Genomic DNA, 21,403 nt, shown 5'->3' on the forward strand with positions numbered 1-21,403 from the left:
ATGAATTCTATAGGTCATAGTCATACCGCTCTTACTTTAGAACAGAAGCTGATCAGTTGATGGAGCTTCAGAGGTTAAACAGTAAAAAGACTCGTTACATTAGAACTCAAAATTAAACAAAGTTCCCGAAAAATTTACCTTTAGGTAGCTATATTGATTTTACGGTCTTTTATTTTTAATGTTAGATCCAGCAGTGCAGTCTTTAAAAGGTTCGATCGTCAGGCTGGGTAGCGTAGATTTGCAAGTGGCTTATTCACCGGGGCAAGCTCCTGCGATCTTGCTGGTACATGGGGGCTTAGGCAATCGCTTTAACTGGCAAAACCAGTGGGAATTTTTGCAGTCGCGCGATCGGGCTGTTCTCGCTTACGATCTGGCGGGGCATGGCGAGTCTGGGCGCTATCGTCGCTATTCGGTGGGCAGACATCGCCGCGATTTGACTCGGCTCTTGCATCACTTCAGTCTTGAGCAGCCGATTTTGTGCTGTCACAGCTATGGCGTAACGATTGGACTAGAGTGGGCAGCGCGTCACCCAACCACAGCGATGATCGCGATCGCAGGCGGCACTCACAATCTCACGCCCTGGTGGGAAGTTCCGCTGATGAAGTTTTTTGCGGCGGGCGGATACCAGATTTATCACTCATCTCCGATTCAGCAGTTGATACAGCGAAGTCCTTCAGAAAACTCAAATCCCTCGTCTGATTTGCCGTCACACGCACACCCCTATGAAGCGATCGAGTCGTTTTGGGGCTATGACGGTCGAAGACACGCGCTGACTTGTCCGACGGTGGTGATTACAGGAGGACGCGACCCCGTGTTTCCGCCAATGATGGGCGACCAACTCGCCGCTCACCTATCGAGCAGCGTTCATTTGACGGTGCCCGCTTCGGGTCACTCGGTTATGGTTGAAGCGCCCAACCTCGTCAATCAGGCACTTTGGCAACTGCTGCACCGGGGCGAACTCGTTGAAAGTTGGGTCGATTTGGTGAGCAACGGCTGGGTGACCGATCGCTAGTTTCTCCCAGCCGCTCTACTATCCGTGCAGAGAGATTAGGGTCGCTCCATTGCTTCGATCGCTTTGGGCACCGCAGCCGTCAACACTTCATTTCCGGTGTCGGTCACTAGCACATCATCCTCAATGCGGATGCCGATGCCACGCCAGCGATCGGGCACTTCTGGCTGTCCTTCAAATGGCTTAAAGTCCGGTCGAATATAGATTCCCGGTTCGACTGTTACGACTTGCCCCGACTGGAACGACTGCCAGGTTTCGCCAATCTGTCGCACCCCAACATCGTGGACATCTAGCCCCAACCAGTGACCCGTGCCGTGCATAAAAAAGGGCTTATATTTTTCTTCTTTGATGATTTCTTCGAGGTCTCCTTGCAGCAATCCCAGCCCCATTAGCCCTTCGACGATCGTCCGCACGGCGGCATCGTGAAATAGATTCCAGGGATTGCCGGGTTGCACCTGCTCGATCGCCTTCAACTGCGCCGTTAAAACTAATTTATACAGAATGCGCTGCTCGTCGGTGAATTTGCTGCCCACGGGATACGTCCGCGTGATGTCGGAGTTGTAATAGTCGTAAGAGCAACCTGCATCGACTAACAGAATTTCTCCATCTTGCATTTGGCGACGGTTTTCGGTGTAGTGCAGAATGCAGGCGTTTGCGCCCGATGCCACGATCGAGGGATATGCCGCTCCTAACCCGCCTCTGAGCAGAAACAGACGCTCCATCTCCGCCTGAATTTCATACTCATAGCAGCCTGGTTTTCGCATCTCTAACGCCAGGTTATGCGCCTCTGCCGCGATCGCAACCGCTTTTCGCATCCGCTCTAGCTCACCCGCGCTTTTCACCTGCCGCAAAGGATGCAAAATCGGTCCCGGATCTTCAATGGCGATCGGTCCTGTGCCTTTCTTCTCGTAGGTGGACATCAACCGCTGCCAGAGATTGAGAACTGTGTTGTTGAAGCCTCGATCGCGCCCCAAATGGTAATAGATGCGATCGGCTTTCTCGACATATTGCGTTAACTTCTCGTCGAGTTCGGCGATCGGGTAGGCTTCATCTGCCCCATATTTTTCTTTGGCAGCGTCTACTCCAATGCGATAGCCTGACCAGGTTTCTTTATCGGCATCTTTGGGTCGGACAAACAGCACAAACTTGTGGGTTTCATGGTGAGGCGCAAACACCGCAACCGCATCCGGTTCATCAAAGCCTGTCAGGTAGAAAAAATTGCTGTCTTGCCGAAAGTTATATGCCACATCGTTGTGCATTACAGCGGTCGGCGCACTGCGAAGAATGGCGGTGCCTGACCCAATTTTGGTCATAAACTGTTCGCGACGCTGACGATAATCTGACTGCATAAGGAAAATTGAAGAGTGAAGGACAAAATGCGATGTGCCACTGATTTCCCCTCCTCACGCAGTGGGGCGAAGCCTCCCAACCCTTCTCTCCAACGAGAAGAGCTTTCAGCCCGTTCCGGTTCCCTCTCCCACTGGGAGAGGGCTGTCTTTGCGGGTGTTTCAGGAAAGTCGCACATCGCATAACGAAGGGCAAAAGGAGTTTCCACCCTTCACCCTCTTTAGAATTTGTAACTCAAAACTTGAATCGCCATCCCATTTTTGGGCAAATCTGCTTTTTGAATTGAGATGGAGTCTCCGCCTTTTCGCACCGCAACCCCGCTCATCAGCTTGAGGAAGGCATCGAGACCCACCAGATCACACTGATCTTTAGCCGCCTGGGTGCGATATTGCGTTGGAATCACCAGTTTAGGATTCAGCACGTTAATCGCTTGTTTGGCTTCTTCAGGCGTGTAGGCTTTCGGTCCGCCGCCCACTGGGACAAACAACACGTCTGGGCTTCCTAGCAGAATTTTTTGCTCAAGCGAAATAGGTGCGGCAGCTCCACCCAAGTGAAGAACGGTTACCCCTCCCTGAGTCCAGCGCCAAGCCACGTTGCTGCCAAACTGCTTGCCCCCGACCCGATCGTGGTCAGCGCTGATTCCCTGAATCTTGATTCCGTTGACATTATAGGCTCCTGCTTCATACAGCAAGCGAGGATTTCCGGGCACTAGCTCGATCGCGCCTTCATCCAAAAGCTGACTGCTGATCAGCACCAAATCAGCATTGACTTTTGGCGCACGATATCCGGCTGTGCAACCCAGACTCCGAAATGGATTGACGAGAATTTTCTGCCCGCTTCCGGTAAACAAAAAGCAAGTGTGTCCTAGATATTGCACCGAGAGTGAGCCAGTCTGCGCTTGAGCAGAGTCAAACCCGGAGATCACACTTGTCCCAACTGCGGTGAGCAAGCTGGCTCCGGCAAATTGCACAAACTGTCTTCGTTTCATAAAGCCTCACAACGATGGTTAGAGATTAGAGATCAGCAAGAATTGGGCAAGCCCTCTCATTTCTGACCCCTAATTTCCTGCAAAAAGTTCCTCAGTAGCTGCTTCCCCGATGCCGTGAGCACACTTTCTGGATGAAACTGCACCCCCTGAATGTGAGGATACTGCCGATGACGCACGCCCATAATGGTCTGATCATCTACCCAAGCTGTGATCTCTAAGACTTCTGGGCAAGACTGCCGCTCGATTACCAGACTATGATACCGAGTTGCGGTCATCGGGTTATCGAGTCCGTTAAAAACGCCTGCATTGGTGTGATGCACTTCAGAGGTTTTGCCGTGCATTAACAGTGGGGCAGCGACGATCGTGCCTCCAAACACCTGCCCGATGCTTTGATGCCCCAGACACACGCCTAAAATTGGCATCGCCGAACCCAGTTGCCGAATCAAGTCGAGCGAGATACCTGCGTCGTCGGGTCGTCCCGGTCCAGGTGAAATGACGACTCCTGCTGGGTTAAGTTGGCGCACTTGGTCGATCGTGATTTGGTCGTTTCGATAAACTTGAATGTCTGCTGCTATAGGAAACTCAGCCCCTAATTCACCTAAATATTGCACTAGATTATAGGTAAAGCTGTCGTAGTTGTCGATGACGAGAATCATTTGAAAGCATAAGGGACGAAACTTATTTCATCCTCTCACACTCTTTGAGTTGCCTCAGCAGTCACGAATGAAACGCTTGGATGAAGAGAAAGAGCTTAGGCAACAGCAGAAATCCAGCGACTAATAGAGCCGCGATCGACGACACCAAAACCGCTGCTGCCGCGCAATCTTTAGCGATTTTAGCGAGTTCGTGATAAGACTGCTTGACCGTCAAATCGACCACGGACTCGATCGCGGTATTGAGTAATTCCATCGCTAACACTGCCCCGATCGTTAACCCAATCACTGCCAGTTCAACCACGCTGAGACGCAAAAAAACGCCCAGGCTGATTGCTAGAGCGCCCACAAAGACATGAATTCTAAAATTGCGCTGCGTTTGAAAGGCGTAGCTGAGTCCCATCCAGGCATATTTGAAGCTCGTCCACAGCGTTGGAGCCACTTGCCACGCCAAATCACGAGTAGGCTTGAGAGGCACCACTTTAGCTGGGCGCTTTGGGGGTTGGCTAGGAAGTTCTTGGGACATAGTTAGCGGGGGAACAGAATAGGCGATCAGCCGCAAAATTAGCGCGATGGACTCAGCAGAAGGCGGTTTATTGCTTCATTTTGCGACAAGTCAGCTTAGAAAACTGTATTACAAGACTTGTTCAAAAATATTAAATTAATAAGAAGAGATCGGCACGGCTAACCCGATCGCGACAAGCAAAACCTGCTGCTGATTCAACATTCGGGTCAAGCTCTCGTCGTCGGGATGATCCCACCCTAAAAGATGCAGAAGCCCATGTGCTGACAGCCAAGCAAGCTCGGTTTGCAGCGGGTGCCCTTGCTGCTGTGCCTGTCGGGTGGCGGTGTCGATCGAGATCACGATATCTCCCAGATACAGCGCTTCAAGCTCATCGACGGGCTGAGGAGAGTCTACTTCGAGTGCCGCAAACGCCAGCACGTCGGTCGGCTGATCTTGATGGCGATAGTGGTGATTGAGGGTTTGAATCTCCCGATCGTCGGTCAGCCGCAAACTTAATTCATAGGCTTCATGAAGATGCAGAGGTAAACCGTCTTCGACATCGATCGGGTTGAGAAGCTTTAGCCAATGACGAAACCAAATCTCCCAAGTTTCCACCGAAACGAGAGTCTGAGCGCGATCGGCTAAAAAACACTCTTGGACGCTGACTTCAACCTGCATGGAGTCTCCTAACGAGTGATGTAAGCAAGCCCGACCAAGGCAGTCAGAAGCCCGATCGTGGTCAAAGCAAAGTGGTAGATTGAGGTGCCGCGTTTGCGTACCATGTTTCGCATCGCCAGCTTGACATAGCTTGGCTTCTTCTCTTTAGAGTCAGAGACTGGAGACTCAGCCGGAATTTCGGAGATCGGAGAGGGATTGCTCATAAAATTTGAAGTGTTACAGCTTACAAAACGATTAAGATTGCCAATACCCTAAAGGGATGGTCACTCATCAATGTAACAATTTGCGGACACTCTGCTCCTTCGGTTCATTGTTCTTTTGCACAGTTTTCTCATGTCTCGTCTTGCCAGCACCATTGAAGCGATTCTCTATCTAAAGGCGCAACCGTTGTCGATCGCTGAGATTGCCGAGGCGGCGGCGTGCGATCGTGACTCTGCCGAAGAAGGACTTTTAGAGTTAATGGCAGACTATGCTCACCGAGATAGCGCGTTAGAAATTGTAGAAACGCCCAACGGTCATGGCTTACAGCTACGAGAAGCCTTTCAACATCTCGTGCAAATTATGGTTCCGGCAGATTTGGGGATCGGTGAGTTGCGAACTCTAGCGGCGGTTGCGATTAAAGGTCCAATCGCCCAAACCGATCTGGTAGACCTGCGAGGATCGGGTGCCTATCAGCACGTCCAGGAGCTAGTTTTGCAGGGATTTGTTCGCAAACGACGGCAGTCAGACGGGCGATCGTATTGGATTCAGGTCACAGATAAATTTCATCAATATTTTCAACTCAATCAGTTGCCTCAGAGCTTCGAGAAGCTAAAAAACAAGCAGGAATGACCATACGGCTGAATTGAGAATCGCTGTGACGTGAATCGAAGTTTCCCGATTATGTTCTGAAAATCCCAGCGAATCGAATCAGACGGATAATTATAGAGGACGGTGAGAACCATCATTTTTTGGCGATCGCAACTCGGAGACACCACACATCTCTACTTTAGACAACTCCCCAAATTTTGACGGTGCGATCGTCGCTACCACTGACTAATAAAGGGCGATCGCCACTCACCGCTACGGCGGTCACTAAGCTCGAATGTCCTTGCAGTAAGCAGACTTCTCGCGCCGCGTGTAAGTCCCAAATCTTGATAGTTTTGCGACTTCCACTAATCAGATGTCTGCCCTCATTCACCGTCACCGACGCAATACTTCTTGGCTGCTTTTGAGAAGGGGTTACCACTTCCTCGGTTCTTAGACTCCACGATTTCACCACCTGCTGTTTAGTTCTAATCGTGAAACTGTCTTCGTCAGCATCGATCGAGATCGCGAACACGATCGACCAGGTGTTAACGCTAAACAATTCCTCACCCGCCTGCAAATCCCAAACTTTGACCACGCCATCGCGGCTGGCGCTGATTAGAATCTCTTGATCAGGGCGATAGATAAAATGACGCGTGGCGATCGCGATCGCCGTAATTCCCGCTGCGTGTCCCGTCAGGGTAGCCAGACATTCAAACAGCGCATAGGGGCTGTAGTCGTCTAACGCTTTTTTTGCCTTGAGTTCCGATCGCGCTTGCAGCAGCAAATACGCTACTTTTTGCACCTCAAGGGACGAATCTTGCAAGCCCTGAATCAAAAAACCTAGCCCCGCCTTAGACGTTTTTCCTTCGCGAAGTGCGGCAATGCGCTGGTCTGCCCGATCGCTCGCAAACCGTCGTCGAAGTCCGTCTAGTCCGCCTAGCACGACACTTCCTGCCGGAACTGTCACCTGACCGCCCAGCACCGCGTCATCGTTTTGAGGTTGATTCACAGGACTGATCACAAACCCATTCTACTGTCTGCGGTTCCTAGAGCAAGTCAACGCTTTGAGCCGCTAATTTTACCGTTCTCGATCCTAATCCTGCTACCCTCAATAAAGGCTCCTTTTTGCGTAAAGGAAGGAGATTTCTACATCCCGCAACCCTGCAAATTATGAGTCACCCCGACAGCATTGCTCCCCACGGTGGGCAGCTAATCAATCGCATCGCAAGCCCCGCCCAACAAGCCGAATTTCTCTCAAAAGCCGACCACCTGCCTAGAGTGCAGCTTGATGAACGGGCAGCTTCTGATCTGGCACTAATTGCGATTGGTGGCTTTAGCCCGTTAACTGGCTTTCTAGAAAAAGCCGACTACGATCGGGTCGTCAATGAGATGCATTTAACGAATGGGTTGCCTTGGTCGATTCCGATCACGCTGCCTGTCACAGAAGAGGTTGCCGAGCCTCTCAAAGAAGGAAGTCTAGTGCGATTAGATGATCGTGACGGTCGCTTTATCGGGGTGCTCGAACTCACGCAGAAATATGCCTACGACAAGGTTCACGAGGCGCTTCATGTCTACCGCACCAACGAAGAAAAACATCCCGGTGTGGCAGTCGTCTATAAGCAGGGAGCGATCAATCTAGCGGGTGCAGTGTGGATGCTTCAGCGAGAAGCTCATCCTCAGTTTCCGACGTATCAGATTGATCCGATCGAGTCGCGCACTCTATTTAGAGAAAAAGGGTGGAAGACGATCGTCGCGTTTCAGACTCGCAATCCGATTCACCGCGCTCATGAATACATTCAAAAGTGTGCCCTAGAAACCGTAGACGGGCTATTCCTTCATCCGCTGGTTGGAGTCACTAAAGACGATGATATTTCGGCTGATATTCGGATGCGCTGCTATGAAATCATGCTGGAACATTACTTCCCGAAAGATCGGGTCATTCTTGCCATCAATCCTGCCGCGATGCGCTACGCCGGACCCCGTGAAGCTATTTTCCACGCCTTGATTCGCAAAAACTACGGCTGCACCCATTTCATCGTGGGACGCGATCACGCCGGGGTGGGCGACTATTACGGCACCTATGACGCACAGCATATCTTTGACGAATTTGACCCCGATGCACTAGGTATTAAGCCGATGAAGTTTGAGCACGCGTTTTACTGCAAGCGCACTCTCAGCATGGCAACAACTAAAACTAGCCCCAGCACTCCTGAAGAGCGGGTTCACCTCTCAGGCACCAAAGTCCGGGAGATGCTGCGTCGCGGCGAGCTACCACCTCCAGAGTTTTCTCGCCCTGAAGTCGCAGCAGAACTTGCCAAGGCGATGCAGGCTCCAACTCCGGTTTGGGCTGACGGAATCTAAACCATGAAGGATGAGGGCTAAGACGTGTTTTGAAAGTCCTATGGTGAGTGATTTATCAAGTAGGGTAAAACTGTGGTCAGAAAGATTTTCTTGCAGGTGATGACCGTGATAGTGCTGGGGCTGAGTGGGCTGGGATTGTCCCCGATCGCCCTCGCGGATAGCTCGAATTACGAAGTGCGATCGCACCATAACCCCGACGGAATTGGCAAAGTCTACTTAGGGCGAGAAATCGCGCATGTTATGGGATATGAAGGCGCTAACTGGCTAGAGCGCTATCGACGCGACGGTGAGGAGCAACCCCAAAAAGTCATCAATGACCTGAATCTCAAGTCAACAGATGTCGTCGCTGACATCGGCGCTGGAACAGGCTACTTCAGCTTTCGGATTGCGCCCCGTGTGCCAAAGGGCAAAGTGCTGGCAGTCGATGTCCAGCCAGAAATGATTGAGATTCTAACGACGCTGAAAGCCAAAAATCACCTCTCAAACGTCGAGCCTATTTTAAGCAGCACAATGGATGTAAATCTCCCGGCTGAAAGCGTCGATGTGGCGCTAATGGTCGATGCTTATCATGAATTTGAGTATCCCCAAGAGGTGATGACCTCGATCGTCAAAGCCCTAAAACCCAAAGGCAGAGCCGTCTTAGTCGAGTATCGCGCTGAAAATCCTCTGATTCTAATCAAAGGACTTCACAAAATGACACAAACGCAGGTACAGAAAGAAATGGAAGCCGTCGGACTGACCTATCTCGAAACCAAAAACGATTTACCGCAACAGCACCTGATGATTTTCGAGAAGCAAAATTAGCCCAAATCGAACAACAAATTCACCCAATGCCGTAGAGACGTTCCACCGGAACGTCTTCCTCCTGTTGAGTGCCTCGCCGATTTAGCGTCACAAAAAAGCCCGTGGAAGCTCGATCGAGCATCTCCACAGGCTTTCTATTTCAACAAACGAGCCTTAACGACCAATCCCAACATAGCGGAACCCAGCTTCTTCAATCACCGCTTGATTTAAGAAGTTGCGACCGTCAATCATGATCGGGGAGTGCATTAGCTGTGCCATCTTGATATAGTCCAGCGTTTGGAACTGCTGCCACTCAGTCACCAACACCAACGCATCACAGCTATCGGCTAGTCGCTCGGCATCTGTTTCGACAATTACATCTGACAGACCGTGGCGCATCCCAGTCTGCGAGATGATCGGGTCGTAGGCTTTGACCTTGGCACCTAGGCGCGTCAAATTCTCAATTAAAGACAGCGAAGGCGCATCGCGCAAATCATCGGTGTCAGGCTTAAAGGTCAACCCCAACAGACCGATCGTTTTGCCCTTCAAGATTTTGAGAACTTGCTGAAGTTTCTCAACGACGATCAGCTTTTGACGTTGGTTGACACTCACCGCCGCTTTTAAAAGCTGCGTCTCAAACCCATAGTCATCAGCCGTGTGAATCAGTGCCGACACGTCTTTCGGGAAGCAAGACCCACCCCAGCCTAGACCCGCTTGCAGAAATTTGCTGCCGATGCGAGAGTCTAGCCCGATGCCTTTGGCAACTTGAGTTACATCTGCACCGACTCGATCGCAGATATTCGCCACTTCATTAATAAAGCTGATCTTAGTCGCGAGAAACGCATTCGCCGCGTATTTGATCATCTCTGCCGAGCTTAGATCCGTCACCACCATTGGCACAGGAGGCTGAGTTTTATCTTCAGCAAATTGCCGCTCAATGATTGGCGTATAGAGTTCTTGCATCAGCGCGGCTGCACGAGAGCTATTGCCGCCCAACACGATACGATCGGGGTTAAACGTGTCATGCACCGCCGACCCTTCGCGCAGAAACTCTGGATTGCTGACGACATCAAAATCGTAGTCTTCGCTGACGGTTGCTGGGATCACAGCGTCTTGAATGCCCATTCCTGCGAGTACAGGTTGAGCCATGAGTCCTTTGCGCTCTGCAACGCCGTCGAGGACGAGCATTCTCACCCAGTCACCCGACCCGATCGGCACTGTCGATTTGTTGACGATCACTTTATAGCCGCCGTTTAGATGAGACCCAATGCCACGAGCAACCGCTTCCACATAGCGGGTGTCGCTTTCTCCCGTCGGCAAGGCAGGAGTTCCCACAGCGATAAACAGAACTTGCCCATGCTCGACCCCGGCTGCCAGATCCGTTGTAAATGTCAATCGTTGCGATTGAATTGACCCTTGCATGATCTCCGAGAGTCCCGGTTCAAAAATCGGTGATTGCCCAGACTGCATTAACTTTACTTTGGCTTCATTATTGTCCACACAGATCACTTGGTGTCCAACGTGAGCCAAACAAGCCCCGGTCACTAACCCAACATATCCTGTACCAATGACACAAACCCGCATAGAAGCTCCTCGAATAAGGGGGACAATAAAAGACAGCGAACACAACGTTTGACAAATCTGCACCTAGCGTTCCCTCAGATAGGGACAGGGCAACTGAGGGAACGCACTGCTCTTAGTGAGCCACAACCGACTCAGGCTCGGTCGGAACGTAAGACCCAATACGACTCTGAAAATCTGCGATCGTCCGCTCTAAGCCCTCTTGAAGCGGAATTGTCGGCTGCCAGCCGAGATGAGTCTTGGCACGGGTGATGTCGGGCTTCCGACGACGGGGATCATCTTGAGGAAGTGGCTCAAACTTCACATTTGCTGACGGGTTGACCATCTTCTGAATCGCTTCAGCAAGTTGCAGAATGGTGTACTCGTCTGGGTTGCCCAAGTTTACAGGACCGATAAAGTTGCCATTCATCAAGCGCATCAAGCCTTCTACTAGATCGGAGACATAGCAGAAACTGCGGGTTTGCGACCCATCGCCATAGACCGTCAACGGCTTGTTGCGAAGCGCCTGAACGACGAGGTTGCTGACCACTCGACCATCGTTTTCTAACATCCGCGGACCATAGGTGTTGAAGATTCTGGCAACCCGAATATCGACCTCGTTTTGGCGGTGATAGTCAAATGCCAGAGTTTCTGCAACCCGCTTACCTTCGTCATAGCAACTGCGAATGCCGATCGGGTTAACACTCCCCCGATATTCTTCTGACTGAGGATGCACTTCTGGGTCGCCATACACTTCTGAGGTTGAGGCAAGCAAAAATCGAGCATTGACTCGTTTTGCCAAGCCCAACATATTTAGCGTCCCGATTACATTGGTCTTAATCGTCTTGACGGGATTGAACTGATAGTGAACCGGGGATGCAGGGCAAGCTAGGTGATAAATCTGATCAACTTCTAGTCGAATCGGCTCTGTAATATCGTGGCGAATCAACTCAAAGTAGGGGTTATCAAGCCATTGAAGAAGGTTACGCTTATGTCCTGTATAGAAGTTATCTAAACAAACTACTTCATGTCCTTCAGCCATGAGACGATCGATGAGATGGGAGCCAATAAAGCCAGCACCACCAGTAACAAGAATTCGCATAGTTTCAGTAAGCTATTAGAGCTGCAAACGGGCAAGACGGGTTGGAGGGATTCTCCATTCAAAGCTGCGGTAAATGATTTTTCCATTCCATGCCAAAAGCGTACCCAGAAGCGATGCCGATATACAGAACGCGGACTAGGTAAAACGACTTGATTCCTTCCACACATAGACTCTGGAAGGATTGACATTTGCACTAGGACTTTAACAAAAAGCTTGTTTGAAACGGAACCCCAGCGATAAGACTTCATTGAATCTTAAAGTTAGAGTGTTGATTGGGCAGAAAACATAATCCCCCAAAATCAAGAGACTTGGGGGACTGCCAGAATCAATGGGATGAGGCTTCACGACTCTTAGCTAGTCCTGCGTGATTCGCAACACCGCCATGAAGGCTTCTTGAGGAACGTCTACGGTTCCGATCGATTTCATGCGCTTCTTGCCCTTTGCCTGCTTTTGCAGCAGCTTCTTCTTTCGAGAAATGTCACCGCCATAGCATTTTGCCAGCACATCTTTGCGAATGGCAGAAATGTGCTCACTGGCGATCACCTTGCTGCCGATCGCGGCTTGAATCGGAATTTTGAACTGGTGGCGAGGAATCAACTCCTTCAGCTTCTCAGTTAACGCCCGCCCCACTGCGTAAGCTTTATCTCGATGCACGATCGTCGCTAATGGATCGACGGGATCGCCATTGATCATAATGTCCAGCTTCACGAGAAAGTTTTCGCGGTAGCCGATCAGTTGATATTCCATGCTGGCATAGCCGCGCGATCGAGACTTCATCAGATCAAAAAAGTCTGTCACCACTTCTGCCAGAGGCATCTCATAAATCAGCGTCGTGCGTCCTGGAGTCAGATATTTCATGTCTTTAAAGATGCCGCGCCGCGTTTGGCACAACTCCATCAGCGTGCCGACATAGGTTTCTGGCGTGATGATGTCTAGCTGAACGTAGGGTTCTTCAATCTTTTCGCGCTGCTGCGGGTCGGGCAATTTGCTGGGATTATCAATGTAAATAACGTCGCCTTTGAGCGTCGTCACCTGGTAGACAACCGAGGGCGCAGTGATAATCAAATCCAGGTTATATTCTCGCTCTAGCCGCTCTTGCACGATCTCCATGTGCAGCAGCCCCAAAAAGCCACACCGAAAGCCAAAGCCCATCGCACTTGAGGTTTCTGGCTCGTAGTGAAGGGCGGCATCGTTGAGTTTGAGTCTCTCTAACGCCTCGCGCAGTTCAGGAAACTGATCGGCATCGATCGGAAACATCCCGCAGAAGACCATCGGTTTCGCTTCTATGTATCCAGGAAGCGCTTCAGTCGCAGGCTTATTGGCAAGAGTAATGGTGTCGCCTACACGAGCATCTTCGACCGCTTTGATCGAAGCTGCTAAATAGCCGACTTCACCCGCATGAAGGTCATCGACTTTAACCTGAGTCGGAGATAGAACACCCAATTCATCAATAACAAACTCTTTGCCCGATGCCATTAGCCGCACTTTATCACCCTGCTTCAACCGACCATCCATCAGCCGAAAATAGACGATCACGCCCCGATAAGGGTCATAGTAGCTATCAAAAATTAAGGCACGTAACGGCTGATCGACCGTGTTGGCAGGCGGCGGCACCAGACGGACGATCTCCTCCAAAATTTCTGGAACGCCGCGCCCTTCTTTTGCCGATGCCAAAATTGCATTGCTGCAATCGAGTCCGACGATTTCTTCAATTTCTTGTTTGACCCGATCGGGTTCTGCTCCCGGTAGATCAATTTTGTTGAGAACCGGAATAATCTCCAGGTTGTTTTCTAGCGCTAGATACACGTTTGCTAGGGTTTGAGCTTCGACTCCCTGAGAGGCATCGACGACGAGAAGCGCTCCTTCACAAGCGGCTAGAGATCGTGACACCTCATAAGAAAAATCGACGTGCCCAGGCGTGTCAATCAGGTTTAGCACATAATTTTGCCCATCTTTGGCGGTGTAATCCATTCGGGCAGCTTGCAGCTTAATCGTGATGCCGCGTTCACGCTCTAGATCCATGTTGTCGAGGAACTGTTCTTTCATCTCCCGCGCATCGACGGTGCCCGTCGCTTGTAAGAGACGGTCTGCCAGCGTTGATTTGCCGTGATCGATGTGGGCAATGATCGAAAAGTTGCGGATGCGGCTGACGGGAACGTCTGTCATAGACTCTAGGATAAAAGGTGAAATGAAGAACAATTACAGTGAGCGAGGCGGCGTTGAACTATCTACAGCGCTGCACTATATAAAGTGTTTGGATAGCTCAATCCCTTCTCAGTTTATTGCATGAATCCCGATCATGGGCGACCCATCCTCTACACTGTTTTGAATCTCAGAAAAGCTTTAACTCAAAGTTTTGCCCAAATTCTCAGAATTTCAGTCAGTCGGTTAAACTAACACTTAGGTTTGGGACACATAAGACGGGATTTACGGTTTTTATTACTGATGACTGACCCAACAACTCACTCTCTTCCAGCGATCGACAAAGTAGAGCTTTCGATTCATATCGACTCAGAGCTACTTGAGCAGATCAGGCACTTGACCAACGACCCTAGTAAAGTTGTCGAAGTAGCGATTCGGCAGTGGTTAAGAAGCGAGTCTCACCGCGACGAAGAGACCTCGCGAAGTTTCCAGCGAAATCCCCCAGTGCCTCCTAGAGGCGAGTGGAATGATTAGTCAGAGTGTCTTTTTGAACACTGAACCCAATGTTTAAAACGGATGGAAGCGGGTTAACGTAGACTGTAGTGATCAGGGTTATATCAATCAGTTTGAGATAATCGTTGAATTCATGAATTGCGTTTCTTCGCAGTCATCCTGAATTCTCTGGCTTTGACGTTTCGCGTTCAGTGAGATGACTTTCTCTGTGAATTTTTCAAGCCTGCGATCGGATAATTTCCACTTAAACTCTGATTCGGCTGATCGAGAAGATGCTGCCGAGTTTGTGATGACTCAGGATGCTGAAGGAAATATTCTGTCTTTTTATTGGCAAAACGCAAGTAGAGCGGTGGGCGACGAAGAAAGATTTGCGCCCGTCGCGATCGTGCCTTATCTACAGCGAATCCAAAGAGTCTTAGACAGCCAGACTCCCGAACAGTTTTTTTGTTTCTCTCGCTGTCACACCGAGATGCGGCTGTTTGAGTTGTTGATGAGTCCAATTTTGTCGCCTGGGAGCGAAGCTTCAATGGTAATCGTGACCGGAAGAAAATTAGCTCACAGTCTGGATGACCCTATCCCAGATGACCTTCTCTCGCCTGTTGACGTGTCGCCCCGCTCCGATCGCTATCAAAAGCTGCTAACTCAAATTGCCTGGACTATTCGTCGCACTCTAGATTTGCCGACCATTTGGCAGCAAACCGTTGACGGGCTTGGCAAAGCTTTGGGTGTGAGTCGATGCATTATCTGCCCCTTTGAAGCTCCGAGTTCGGAAATTGAAGTGGTTGCAGAATATCGTCAAGAATCCTTGGCATCTCTGCTAAAACTAAAGTTTTCTCTCACCGATGACCCAGCACTCGGTCAAGCCGTGACAACCTTAAAACCTCTCAGTGCAGATGTCCCTGTGATCGAGGGCATTGAGACGATCTGTAAAACGACTGAGAACTCAGCCGATTCGCCCCTGCCCCAAACTCGACTGGTGGTGGCGACGTGCTATCAAGAGAAGCCCAATGGGGTAATCGTGCTCTATCAGTGTGATCACACTCGATCGTGGACTCAGGCAGAAATTGAGTTTGTGCAAGAGTTAGCCGACCAGGTAGGAACGGCGATCGCTCATGCATCTTTGTTTGCCAAAAGCCAAAATTTAGCGATCGATCTTCAGCGAGTCAACGGCAATCTGATGCAAAAGCATCGCGAACTCGAAGAAGCCCGTCATCAGGCAGAAGAAGCGTCTCGCCTCAAGAGTGAATTTCTCGCCAACACCTCCCACGAGCTGCGAACTCCGCTCAACGGGATGATTGGCTTTTTGAGGCTGATTTTAGACGACATGGCAGACGACCCCGAAGAACAGCGGGAGTTTACCGAAGAGGCGCACACATCGGCGCTGCATCTAGGAGCCATTTTGGAAGATGTTTTAGACATCGCCAAGATCGAAGCTGGAAAAATGCAGATCGATCTGAGTCACGTCAAGCTTGATGAAATCTTACTGGATGTCGAGAAGTTTGCCAGAACCCAGACCTCGCAAAAAAATCTCACCTTTGAGATTCAAAAGCCGTCCACCTACGACGAAATTATTCTCTACGCCAACTATCAGCGACTCAAGCAAGTGATGTTGAACCTGGTCAACAATGCGATCAAGTTCACGCATGAGGGCGGCATTACGATCACGGCAGAAGTCGTTAAAAAACGAGTCGTGGTTCAAGACAGGGAACTTCCTGGCATGGTGAAAGTGCGAGTAGTGGACACCGGGATCGGAGTTTCATTAGAGGAGCAAGACAAACTATTTCAATCATTCAGCCAAGTTGATGGCTCTCTAACTCGTCAATATGGAGGCACTGGCTTAGGGTTAGCGATCTCTCAGAGGCTAGTAGAAGCGATGGGCGGCGTAGTCAACTTTTACAGCATGGGTGAGGAGTTAGGGTCTACGGTCACGTTCACCGTTCCGCTCGCTCAAGAACCTGTAATGAGGTTGGGCTAGCGCTCAATTTCTCCGCAATCGCCCCTAAACTCCCTAAACTAGAGAAGGAGATTAAAGGATATTTCATGACAGAACTAATGGAAGCTCGCGACCTGTTTCGGGCTGCTTATGAAAACCGCTACACCTGGGACAAAAACTTTCCTGGCTACACGATGGATATCACCTATAAAAAAGGTGACACCGTTTACACTGCCAAAGCGCGAATTGACGCAGACATGAAAGCTGAGGTCTCTGGCATTGATAACGAAGAAGTCAAGAAAGAGATTCACGGTCAGTTGTGGGAAACCTCCATTCACCGAGTTCGCCGCAGCTTTGAGGAAACCCACAGCAAGAATGTCTTCACGCTAGGGGAGACCGATGAGACGGGCGCTGTCGAGATTATGGTGAAAGGAACGGCGATGGGCGATCGCTACAAAGTTCACAACAACGAAGTGAGCCTGGTGCACCGTCACATTCGCGATATTGTCGTCACGATTAACACCTTTAGCACGCACGACACGGGCGAAGGCTACCTAGCTTATCGCTATGATTCCGTCTACAGCGATCCCCAAACGGGCGCAGTCAAGGGCGGCAAAAGCGAGTTTGAAGACGAGTACGAAAAAGTGGGCAACTACTACATCCTGACTCGGCGGGTGATTTGCACCGAGCAAGACGGTCAGACCGAAACGATCGAGTTTGGTTTCTCGAACGTGAAATTATTAGAGCCTGCGCTGGTATGAGAATCATTGGATTTCCTACTAAAAATCCAAAATTCAGTCCCAGGGGCTAGGATCGAGATCAATCCGCATAAATTACAGTCCTAAAGGTGAACTATGTCTCAAACACTGACCCTGACCTCAGAAAATGTTGAAACCGTATTGGACGAGCTGCGTCCTTACTTGATGGCTGACGGGGGCAACGTCGAGCTAGTCGAGTTAGACGGTCCGATCGTCAAGCTCAGACTTCAAGGTGCGTGCGGTTCTTGCCCCAGTTCGGCAATGACTCTCAGAATGGGGATCGAACGTCGTCTGCGCGAATTCATTCCCGAAATCGAAGAAGTCGAACAAGTTATGTAACAGATTTGAGTTTTGAGGGGTGAGTTTTGATTTACCCTAGGAACGTGGATTGATTAAAGTGCAGTTTCTCACCCTCACCCTAGCCCTCTCCCCAAGGAGAGGGAACAAGACTCTAACTCCCTTCTCCTTGGGGAGAGGGTTGGCGAGGGCTTGCTCCACTTCGTGAGGAGGGCAGAAGACGCTCATAAGTCTTACAGGTTATTTAATCCACGATCCTTAGAACACATCACTCAAAACTCGCGTTCCAATTCTTATGTCCTATCCTCTGCACGTTGCCTTTATCTGGCACCAACATCAGCCACTTTACAAAAGTAGGGGTGGTGAGGGTTCCAGCGCTTCGGAGGGCAAATATCGTCTGCCTTGGGTGCGTCTACACGGGACAAAAGATTATCTAGACTTGGTGCTATTGCTGGAGAAGTATCCCAAGCTGCACCAGACCGTGAATTTAGTGCCCTCGCTGATTCTTCAGATTGAAGATTATGTGGCGGGAACGGCGATCGATCCCTATCTCGCCTTGACGTTGACTCCGATCGAGCAACTCAACCCCGACCAAAAAGAATTTATCGTCGAGCATTTCTTCGATGCCAATCACCATACGCTGATCGATCCCCATCCTCGCTACGCAGAATTGTATGGGCAACGTCAAGATCGAGGACGCGATTGGTGTCAGCAAAATTGGAACTCGCAAGATTACAGCGACCTATTGGCGTGGCATAACCTGGCGTGGATTGACCCTCTATTTTGGGATGACCCAGCGATCGCGGGGTGGCTAGAGAAAGGGAAAGGATTTAGCTTGAGCGATCGCCAACAAATTATTTCAAAACATCGGGAGATTCTCAGCCGCATCGTGCCGCAGCACCGCAAAATGCAGGAGACGGGACAGCTTGAGGTGATTACGTCGCCTTACACACACCCGATTTTGCCGTTGTTGGCAGACACCAACGCGGGTCGAGTTGCGGTTCCTCAAATGGCGCTGCCTGAGCAACGATTCCAGTTTGAGGAAGATATTCCGCGTCATCTCCGTCGGGCTTGGCAGATGTATGAGGAGCGGTTTGGACAAGCGCCTCGTGGGTTATGGCCCTCTGAGCAGTCAGTGAGTCCGTCGATTTTGCCCTATGTTGCTAAAGAAGGATTTAAGTGGCTCTGCTCGGATGAAGCGGTGTTGGGATGGTCACTTAAGCACTTCTTTAATCGCGATGAGACGGGCACCGTCTACGATCCTGAAATGCTCTATCGTCCCTATCGCTTGCAAACCCCGGCGGGAGATTTGGCGATCGTCTTTCGAGATCACCGCTTGTCTGACTTGATTGGCTTTACCTACAGCGCGATGGAGCCAAAACGAGCCGCATCCGATCTGGTCGGACATCTAGAAGCGATCTCTCGATCGCTCAAACAGCGCAACGGAAATGGGACGACCTTAGAGCAGCCGTGGTTAGTCACGATCGCGTTGGATGGCGAGAACTGCTGGGAGTTCTATCCCCAAGATGGCAAGCCCTTCTTGGAGAATCTCTATCAAACTCTTAGTAATGACCCTGATCTAAAATTAGTCACCGTTTCTGAATTCACGGAGCAATTTCCACCGACTGAGACAATTCCATCTGACCAGCTTCATAGCGGCTCGTGGGTCGATGGCAGTTTTACCACTTGGATTGGCGACCCCGCAAAAAATCGCGCCTGGGATCTGCTGACCACGGCGCGTCAAGTGTTGGCACAGCATCCTGAAGCCACTGAGGAGACCAATCCAGAGGCGTGGGAAGCGCTCTATGCAGCAGAAGGCTCTGATTGGTTTTGGTGGTTTGGCGAAGGGCATTCCTCAAATCAAGATGCCATGTTTGATCAGCTTTTCCGAGAACATTTAATCGCCCTTTATCAGGCACTTGATGAACCAGTTCCTGACAATGTTCGCCGTCCGGTTGAGAAGCACGCGCAGCAGGGCGACCATGCCCCTCAAGGCTTTATTCATCCAGTTTTAGACGGGCGAGGCGACGAACAAGACTGGGATAAAGCAGGGCGGATCGAAGTTGGAGGTGCACGAGGCACGATGCACCAGAGCAGCGAAATTCAACGGCTTTGGTATGGGTTGGATCACATTAACTTCTATCTCCGTCTCGATTTTCGGGCGGGCGTGCGACCCGGCATCGACTGTCCGCCTGAGTTGAATCTGTTCTGGTTTTACGCAGACAGATCTATGCGAAACAGCCCGATTCCTCTGGTAGACCTGCCCGATGAAGCCCCGCTGAATTATCAATTCCATCACCATTTGGGAGTCAATCTCTTGACTCAAACCGTTTGGCTTCAGGAAGCAGCCGACGATTTCCGCTGGTCATCTCGCGCCACTCGCGCCCAAATCGGACTCGATAAATGTCTGGAAATTAGCATTCCTTGGGTAGATTTGCAGGTGCATCCCGATTATGCGCTGCGGATGGTGGCGGTGCTGTCGGATGGAGGTCGCTATCGGCAATATCTGCCAGAGAATGCCCTGATTCCGATTTCCGTTCCTTAATGAATTAAGGATCGATCGCGGCAAAGACCTCTGATTTTCGGACAGTCGGGGGTCTGGACATAGAGTTTTTCAACTTATCCTCTCATCTGCAAGGTATCCTGATTGATGGGCAAAACCAACTTCAATTGAGAAAGATCTGTGCTTGACCTGAAGCTAATCCGCGAAAACCCCGAATTCGTTCAAAAGAAACTGAACCAGCGTAACGGCAGCTACGACATTCAGCCGATCGTGCAGCTTGACCAGCAGCAGCGAGACTTGGAGAAGACTCGATCGAGCCTTCAGGCGCGCAGTAATGAAATTGGCAAACTGGTTGGGCAAAAGATCAAATCTGGCAGCGCTCCCAATGGTGAAGAGGTGCAATCGCTGCGGGATGAAGGCAACCAGATGAAAGCCAAATTGAGCGAATTAGAGCCGCGGGAAAAAGATCTAAAGGCGCAGATTGAGACGCTGTTGCTGACGTTGCCGAATTTGCCGAGTGGCTCGACTCCGATCGGTCAAAATGAAACCGAAAATGTAGAAGTCCGGCGCTGGGGCGACGAGTTTAAGCCGCAAAGTGAGAACCTTTTGCCTCACTATGAGATTGGCGAAAAACTTGGCATTTTGAATGCAGAACGGGCAGCCAAAATTGCTCAGACTCGATTTGTCGTGTTGGTAGGTGCGGGTGCGGCGTTAGAGCGGGCGTTGATTCAGTTCATGCTCGATCGTCAAATCGCCGCCGGATATCTCGAAGTGTTGCCTCCTCTACTGGTTAACACTGCATCGCTGACTGCCACGGGTCAGCTTCCAAAATTTGCAGAAGAGAGTTTTAAGTGTGCTGACGACGATTTATGGCTGATTCCGACCGCAGAAGTTCCGGTGACGAATCTCTATCGAGACGAGGTTCTCGCAGCGGATCAGCTTCCGATCCATCACTGCGCCTCTACGCCTTGCTTTCGGCGAGAGGCTGGGAGCTATGGCAGAGACACACGGGGGCTTATTCGCCTGCACCAGTTTAATAAGGTGGAACTGGTTAAACTGGTGAATCCGGGCACGTCTGAACAGGAACATCAATCGCTAGTGCGGGATGCAGAGGCAATTCTTGAAGCGTTGAAATTGCCTTATCGGACGATCGAGCTTTGCACGGGAGATTTAGGCTTTGGTGCCGCTAAATGCTATGACCTGGAAGTCTGGCTTCCTTCAGCAGGAACCTATCGCGAGATTTCAAGCTGCTCAAACTTCCTCGATTTTCAAGCTCGACGCGGCAATATTCGCTTTAAAGAAGCCGGACAAAAGGGAACGCAATTTGTCCACACGCTCAACGGGTCAGGGTTAGCGATCGGTCGCACGATGGCTGCCGTTTTAGAGAATTATCAGCAACCAGACGGCTCAGTGCGATTACCCGACGTGCTGCAACCCTACTTAAGGCGAGAGATTTTGTAAGTGTTCTCTACCTCCTGCGAT

At 50.5% G+C, this 21,403-nt stretch carries 20 protein-coding genes; 10 read left to right on the forward strand and 10 right to left on the reverse strand.

Annotated features, from left to right (window positions below; all coding sequences use genetic code 11):
- Positions 1–178: 178 nt before the first annotated feature.
- Positions 179–1,012, forward strand: coding sequence for an alpha/beta fold hydrolase (locus A8707_RS01260; protein WP_068814443.1), 834 nt, complete (start codon positions 179–181; stop codon positions 1,010–1,012).
- A gap of 35 nt (positions 1,013–1,047) precedes the next feature.
- Here the strand turns inward: A8707_RS01260 and A8707_RS01265 are convergent, their stop codons facing one another.
- The 6 genes from A8707_RS01265 to A8707_RS01290 all read right to left on the reverse strand — a co-directional run bounded on the left by A8707_RS01265 (position 1,048) and on the right by A8707_RS01290 (position 5,383).
- Entirely contained in the window at positions 1,048–2,358 is a 1,311-nt protein-coding gene (locus A8707_RS01265) for an aminopeptidase P N-terminal domain-containing protein (RefSeq protein ID WP_068814444.1), read from the reverse strand.
- Between the two features lie 218 nt (positions 2,359–2,576).
- Positions 2,577–3,344, reverse strand: a complete 768-nt coding sequence (locus A8707_RS01270; RefSeq protein WP_068814445.1) for an MBL fold metallo-hydrolase — start codon at positions 3,342–3,344, stop codon at positions 2,577–2,579.
- Positions 3,345–3,400: 56 nt separating this feature from the next.
- A complete protein-coding gene (locus A8707_RS01275; protein WP_068814446.1) occupies positions 3,401–4,000 on the reverse strand; it encodes an anthranilate synthase component II in 600 nt (199 codons plus the stop codon).
- 61 nt (positions 4,001–4,061) lie between these two features.
- Complete coding sequence (locus tag A8707_RS01280; RefSeq protein ID WP_068814497.1) at positions 4,062–4,523, reverse strand: diacylglycerol kinase family protein; 462 nt, start codon at positions 4,521–4,523, stop codon at positions 4,062–4,064.
- Between the two features lie 135 nt (positions 4,524–4,658).
- Complete coding sequence (gene ybeY, locus A8707_RS01285) at positions 4,659–5,180, reverse strand: rRNA maturation RNase YbeY (protein WP_068814447.1); 522 nt, start codon at positions 5,178–5,180, stop codon at positions 4,659–4,661.
- 8 nt (positions 5,181–5,188) lie between these two features.
- Positions 5,189–5,383 (reverse strand): DUF3285 domain-containing protein, encoded by a 195-nt coding sequence (locus A8707_RS01290; protein WP_068814448.1) that lies wholly within the window; start codon positions 5,381–5,383, stop codon positions 5,189–5,191.
- A gap of 130 nt (positions 5,384–5,513) precedes the next feature.
- Between A8707_RS01290 and scpB the strand changes: the two genes are divergently transcribed.
- Entirely contained in the window at positions 5,514–6,011 is a 498-nt protein-coding gene (scpB, locus tag A8707_RS01295) for an SMC-Scp complex subunit ScpB (RefSeq protein WP_068814449.1), read from the forward strand.
- Positions 6,012–6,168: 157 nt separating this feature from the next.
- Here the strand turns inward: scpB and A8707_RS01300 are convergent, their stop codons facing one another.
- On the reverse strand, positions 6,169–6,978 hold the full coding sequence (locus tag A8707_RS01300) for a WD40 repeat domain-containing protein (protein ID WP_197484553.1): 810 nt from the start codon (positions 6,976–6,978) through the stop codon (positions 6,169–6,171).
- Between the two features lie 161 nt (positions 6,979–7,139).
- On the opposite strand from A8707_RS01300, the gene sat reads away from it, so the two are divergent.
- Both sat and A8707_RS01310 read left to right on the forward strand, forming a co-directional pair.
- The gene (gene sat / locus A8707_RS01305) at positions 7,140–8,330 is read left to right on the forward strand and encodes a sulfate adenylyltransferase (protein WP_068814451.1); all 1,191 of its coding nucleotides are present in this window, start codon (positions 7,140–7,142) and stop codon (positions 8,328–8,330) included.
- Between the two features lie 72 nt (positions 8,331–8,402).
- Positions 8,403–9,134 carry a class I SAM-dependent methyltransferase gene (locus tag A8707_RS01310; protein ID WP_231947885.1) on the forward strand — a complete coding sequence of 244 codons (732 nt, stop codon included), beginning with the start codon at positions 8,403–8,405 and terminating at the stop codon, positions 9,132–9,134.
- A gap of 153 nt (positions 9,135–9,287) precedes the next feature.
- On the opposite strand, the gene A8707_RS01315 is transcribed toward A8707_RS01310, so the two are convergent.
- From A8707_RS01315 to lepA, 3 genes are all read right to left on the reverse strand, one after another.
- Complete coding sequence (locus A8707_RS01315) at positions 9,288–10,697, reverse strand: UDP-glucose dehydrogenase family protein (RefSeq protein ID WP_068814453.1); 1,410 nt, start codon at positions 10,695–10,697, stop codon at positions 9,288–9,290.
- Positions 10,698–10,809: 112 nt separating this feature from the next.
- Positions 10,810–11,775 (reverse strand): UDP-glucuronic acid decarboxylase family protein, encoded by a 966-nt coding sequence (locus tag A8707_RS01320; RefSeq protein WP_068814454.1) that lies wholly within the window; start codon positions 11,773–11,775, stop codon positions 10,810–10,812.
- 354 nt (positions 11,776–12,129) lie between these two features.
- Positions 12,130–13,941, reverse strand: a complete 1,812-nt coding sequence (gene lepA, locus A8707_RS01325) for a translation elongation factor 4 (RefSeq protein WP_068814455.1) — start codon at positions 13,939–13,941, stop codon at positions 12,130–12,132.
- Positions 13,942–14,220: 279 nt separating this feature from the next.
- Here lepA and A8707_RS01330 point away from each other — a divergent pair, with 279 nt between their 5' ends.
- The 6 genes from A8707_RS01330 (at position 14,221) to serS (ending at position 21,382) form a co-directional block, all read left to right on the forward strand.
- The gene (locus tag A8707_RS01330) at positions 14,221–14,451 is read left to right on the forward strand and encodes a type II toxin-antitoxin system CcdA family antitoxin (RefSeq protein ID WP_068814456.1); all 231 of its coding nucleotides are present in this window, start codon (positions 14,221–14,223) and stop codon (positions 14,449–14,451) included.
- A gap of 187 nt (positions 14,452–14,638) precedes the next feature.
- Positions 14,639–16,405, forward strand: a complete 1,767-nt coding sequence (locus A8707_RS01335; protein ID WP_231947886.1) for a GAF domain-containing sensor histidine kinase — start codon at positions 14,639–14,641, stop codon at positions 16,403–16,405.
- A gap of 65 nt (positions 16,406–16,470) precedes the next feature.
- On the forward strand, positions 16,471–17,124 hold the full coding sequence (locus A8707_RS01340) for a DUF3386 domain-containing protein (protein WP_068814458.1): 654 nt from the start codon (positions 16,471–16,473) through the stop codon (positions 17,122–17,124).
- A 93-nt stretch (positions 17,125–17,217) separates the two neighbouring features.
- On the forward strand, positions 17,218–17,460 hold the full coding sequence (locus tag A8707_RS01345; protein WP_068814459.1) for a NifU family protein: 243 nt from the start codon (positions 17,218–17,220) through the stop codon (positions 17,458–17,460).
- Positions 17,461–17,713: 253 nt separating this feature from the next.
- Positions 17,714–19,963: a glycoside hydrolase gene (locus tag A8707_RS01350; protein WP_068814460.1), complete on the forward strand. Its 2,250-nt coding sequence runs from the start codon at positions 17,714–17,716 to the stop codon at positions 19,961–19,963.
- Positions 19,964–20,101: 138 nt separating this feature from the next.
- Positions 20,102–21,382: a serine--tRNA ligase gene (serS, locus tag A8707_RS01355; RefSeq protein WP_068814461.1), complete on the forward strand. Its 1,281-nt coding sequence runs from the start codon at positions 20,102–20,104 to the stop codon at positions 21,380–21,382.
- The last annotated feature ends 21 nt before the right edge of the window (positions 21,383–21,403 follow it).

The sequence above is a fragment of the Phormidesmis priestleyi BC1401 genome, from assembly GCF_001650195.1.
GTDB lineage: Bacteria > Cyanobacteriota > Cyanobacteriia > Leptolyngbyales > Leptolyngbyaceae > Phormidesmis_A > Phormidesmis_A priestleyi_B.

Coding starts and splice junctions, on each gene's coding strand:
- A8707_RS01260 (WP_068814443.1), top strand. CDS start 179: ATGTTAGATCCAGCAGTGCAGTCTTTAAAAGGTTCGATCGTCAGGCTG.
- A8707_RS01265 (WP_068814444.1), bottom strand. CDS start 2,358: ATGCAGTCAGATTATCGTCAGCGTCGCGAACAGTTTATGACCAAAATT.
- A8707_RS01270 (WP_068814445.1), bottom strand. CDS start 3,344: ATGAAACGAAGACAGTTTGTGCAATTTGCCGGAGCCAGCTTGCTCACC.
- A8707_RS01275 (WP_068814446.1), bottom strand. CDS start 4,000: ATGATTCTCGTCATCGACAACTACGACAGCTTTACCTATAATCTAGTG.
- A8707_RS01280 (WP_068814497.1), bottom strand. CDS start 4,523: ATGTCCCAAGAACTTCCTAGCCAACCCCCAAAGCGCCCAGCTAAAGTG.
- ybeY (WP_068814447.1), bottom strand. CDS start 5,180: ATGCAGGTTGAAGTCAGCGTCCAAGAGTGTTTTTTAGCCGATCGCGCT.
- A8707_RS01290 (WP_068814448.1), bottom strand. CDS start 5,383: ATGAGCAATCCCTCTCCGATCTCCGAAATTCCGGCTGAGTCTCCAGTC.
- scpB (WP_068814449.1), top strand. CDS start 5,514: ATGTCTCGTCTTGCCAGCACCATTGAAGCGATTCTCTATCTAAAGGCG.
- sat (WP_068814451.1), top strand. CDS start 7,140: ATGAGTCACCCCGACAGCATTGCTCCCCACGGTGGGCAGCTAATCAAT.
- A8707_RS01315 (WP_068814453.1), bottom strand. CDS start 10,697: ATGCGGGTTTGTGTCATTGGTACAGGATATGTTGGGTTAGTGACCGGG.
- A8707_RS01320 (WP_068814454.1), bottom strand. CDS start 11,775: ATGCGAATTCTTGTTACTGGTGGTGCTGGCTTTATTGGCTCCCATCTC.
- lepA (WP_068814455.1), bottom strand. CDS start 13,941: ATGACAGACGTTCCCGTCAGCCGCATCCGCAACTTTTCGATCATTGCC.
- A8707_RS01330 (WP_068814456.1), top strand. CDS start 14,221: ATGACTGACCCAACAACTCACTCTCTTCCAGCGATCGACAAAGTAGAG.
- A8707_RS01340 (WP_068814458.1), top strand. CDS start 16,471: ATGACAGAACTAATGGAAGCTCGCGACCTGTTTCGGGCTGCTTATGAA.
- A8707_RS01345 (WP_068814459.1), top strand. CDS start 17,218: ATGTCTCAAACACTGACCCTGACCTCAGAAAATGTTGAAACCGTATTG.
- A8707_RS01350 (WP_068814460.1), top strand. CDS start 17,714: ATGTCCTATCCTCTGCACGTTGCCTTTATCTGGCACCAACATCAGCCA.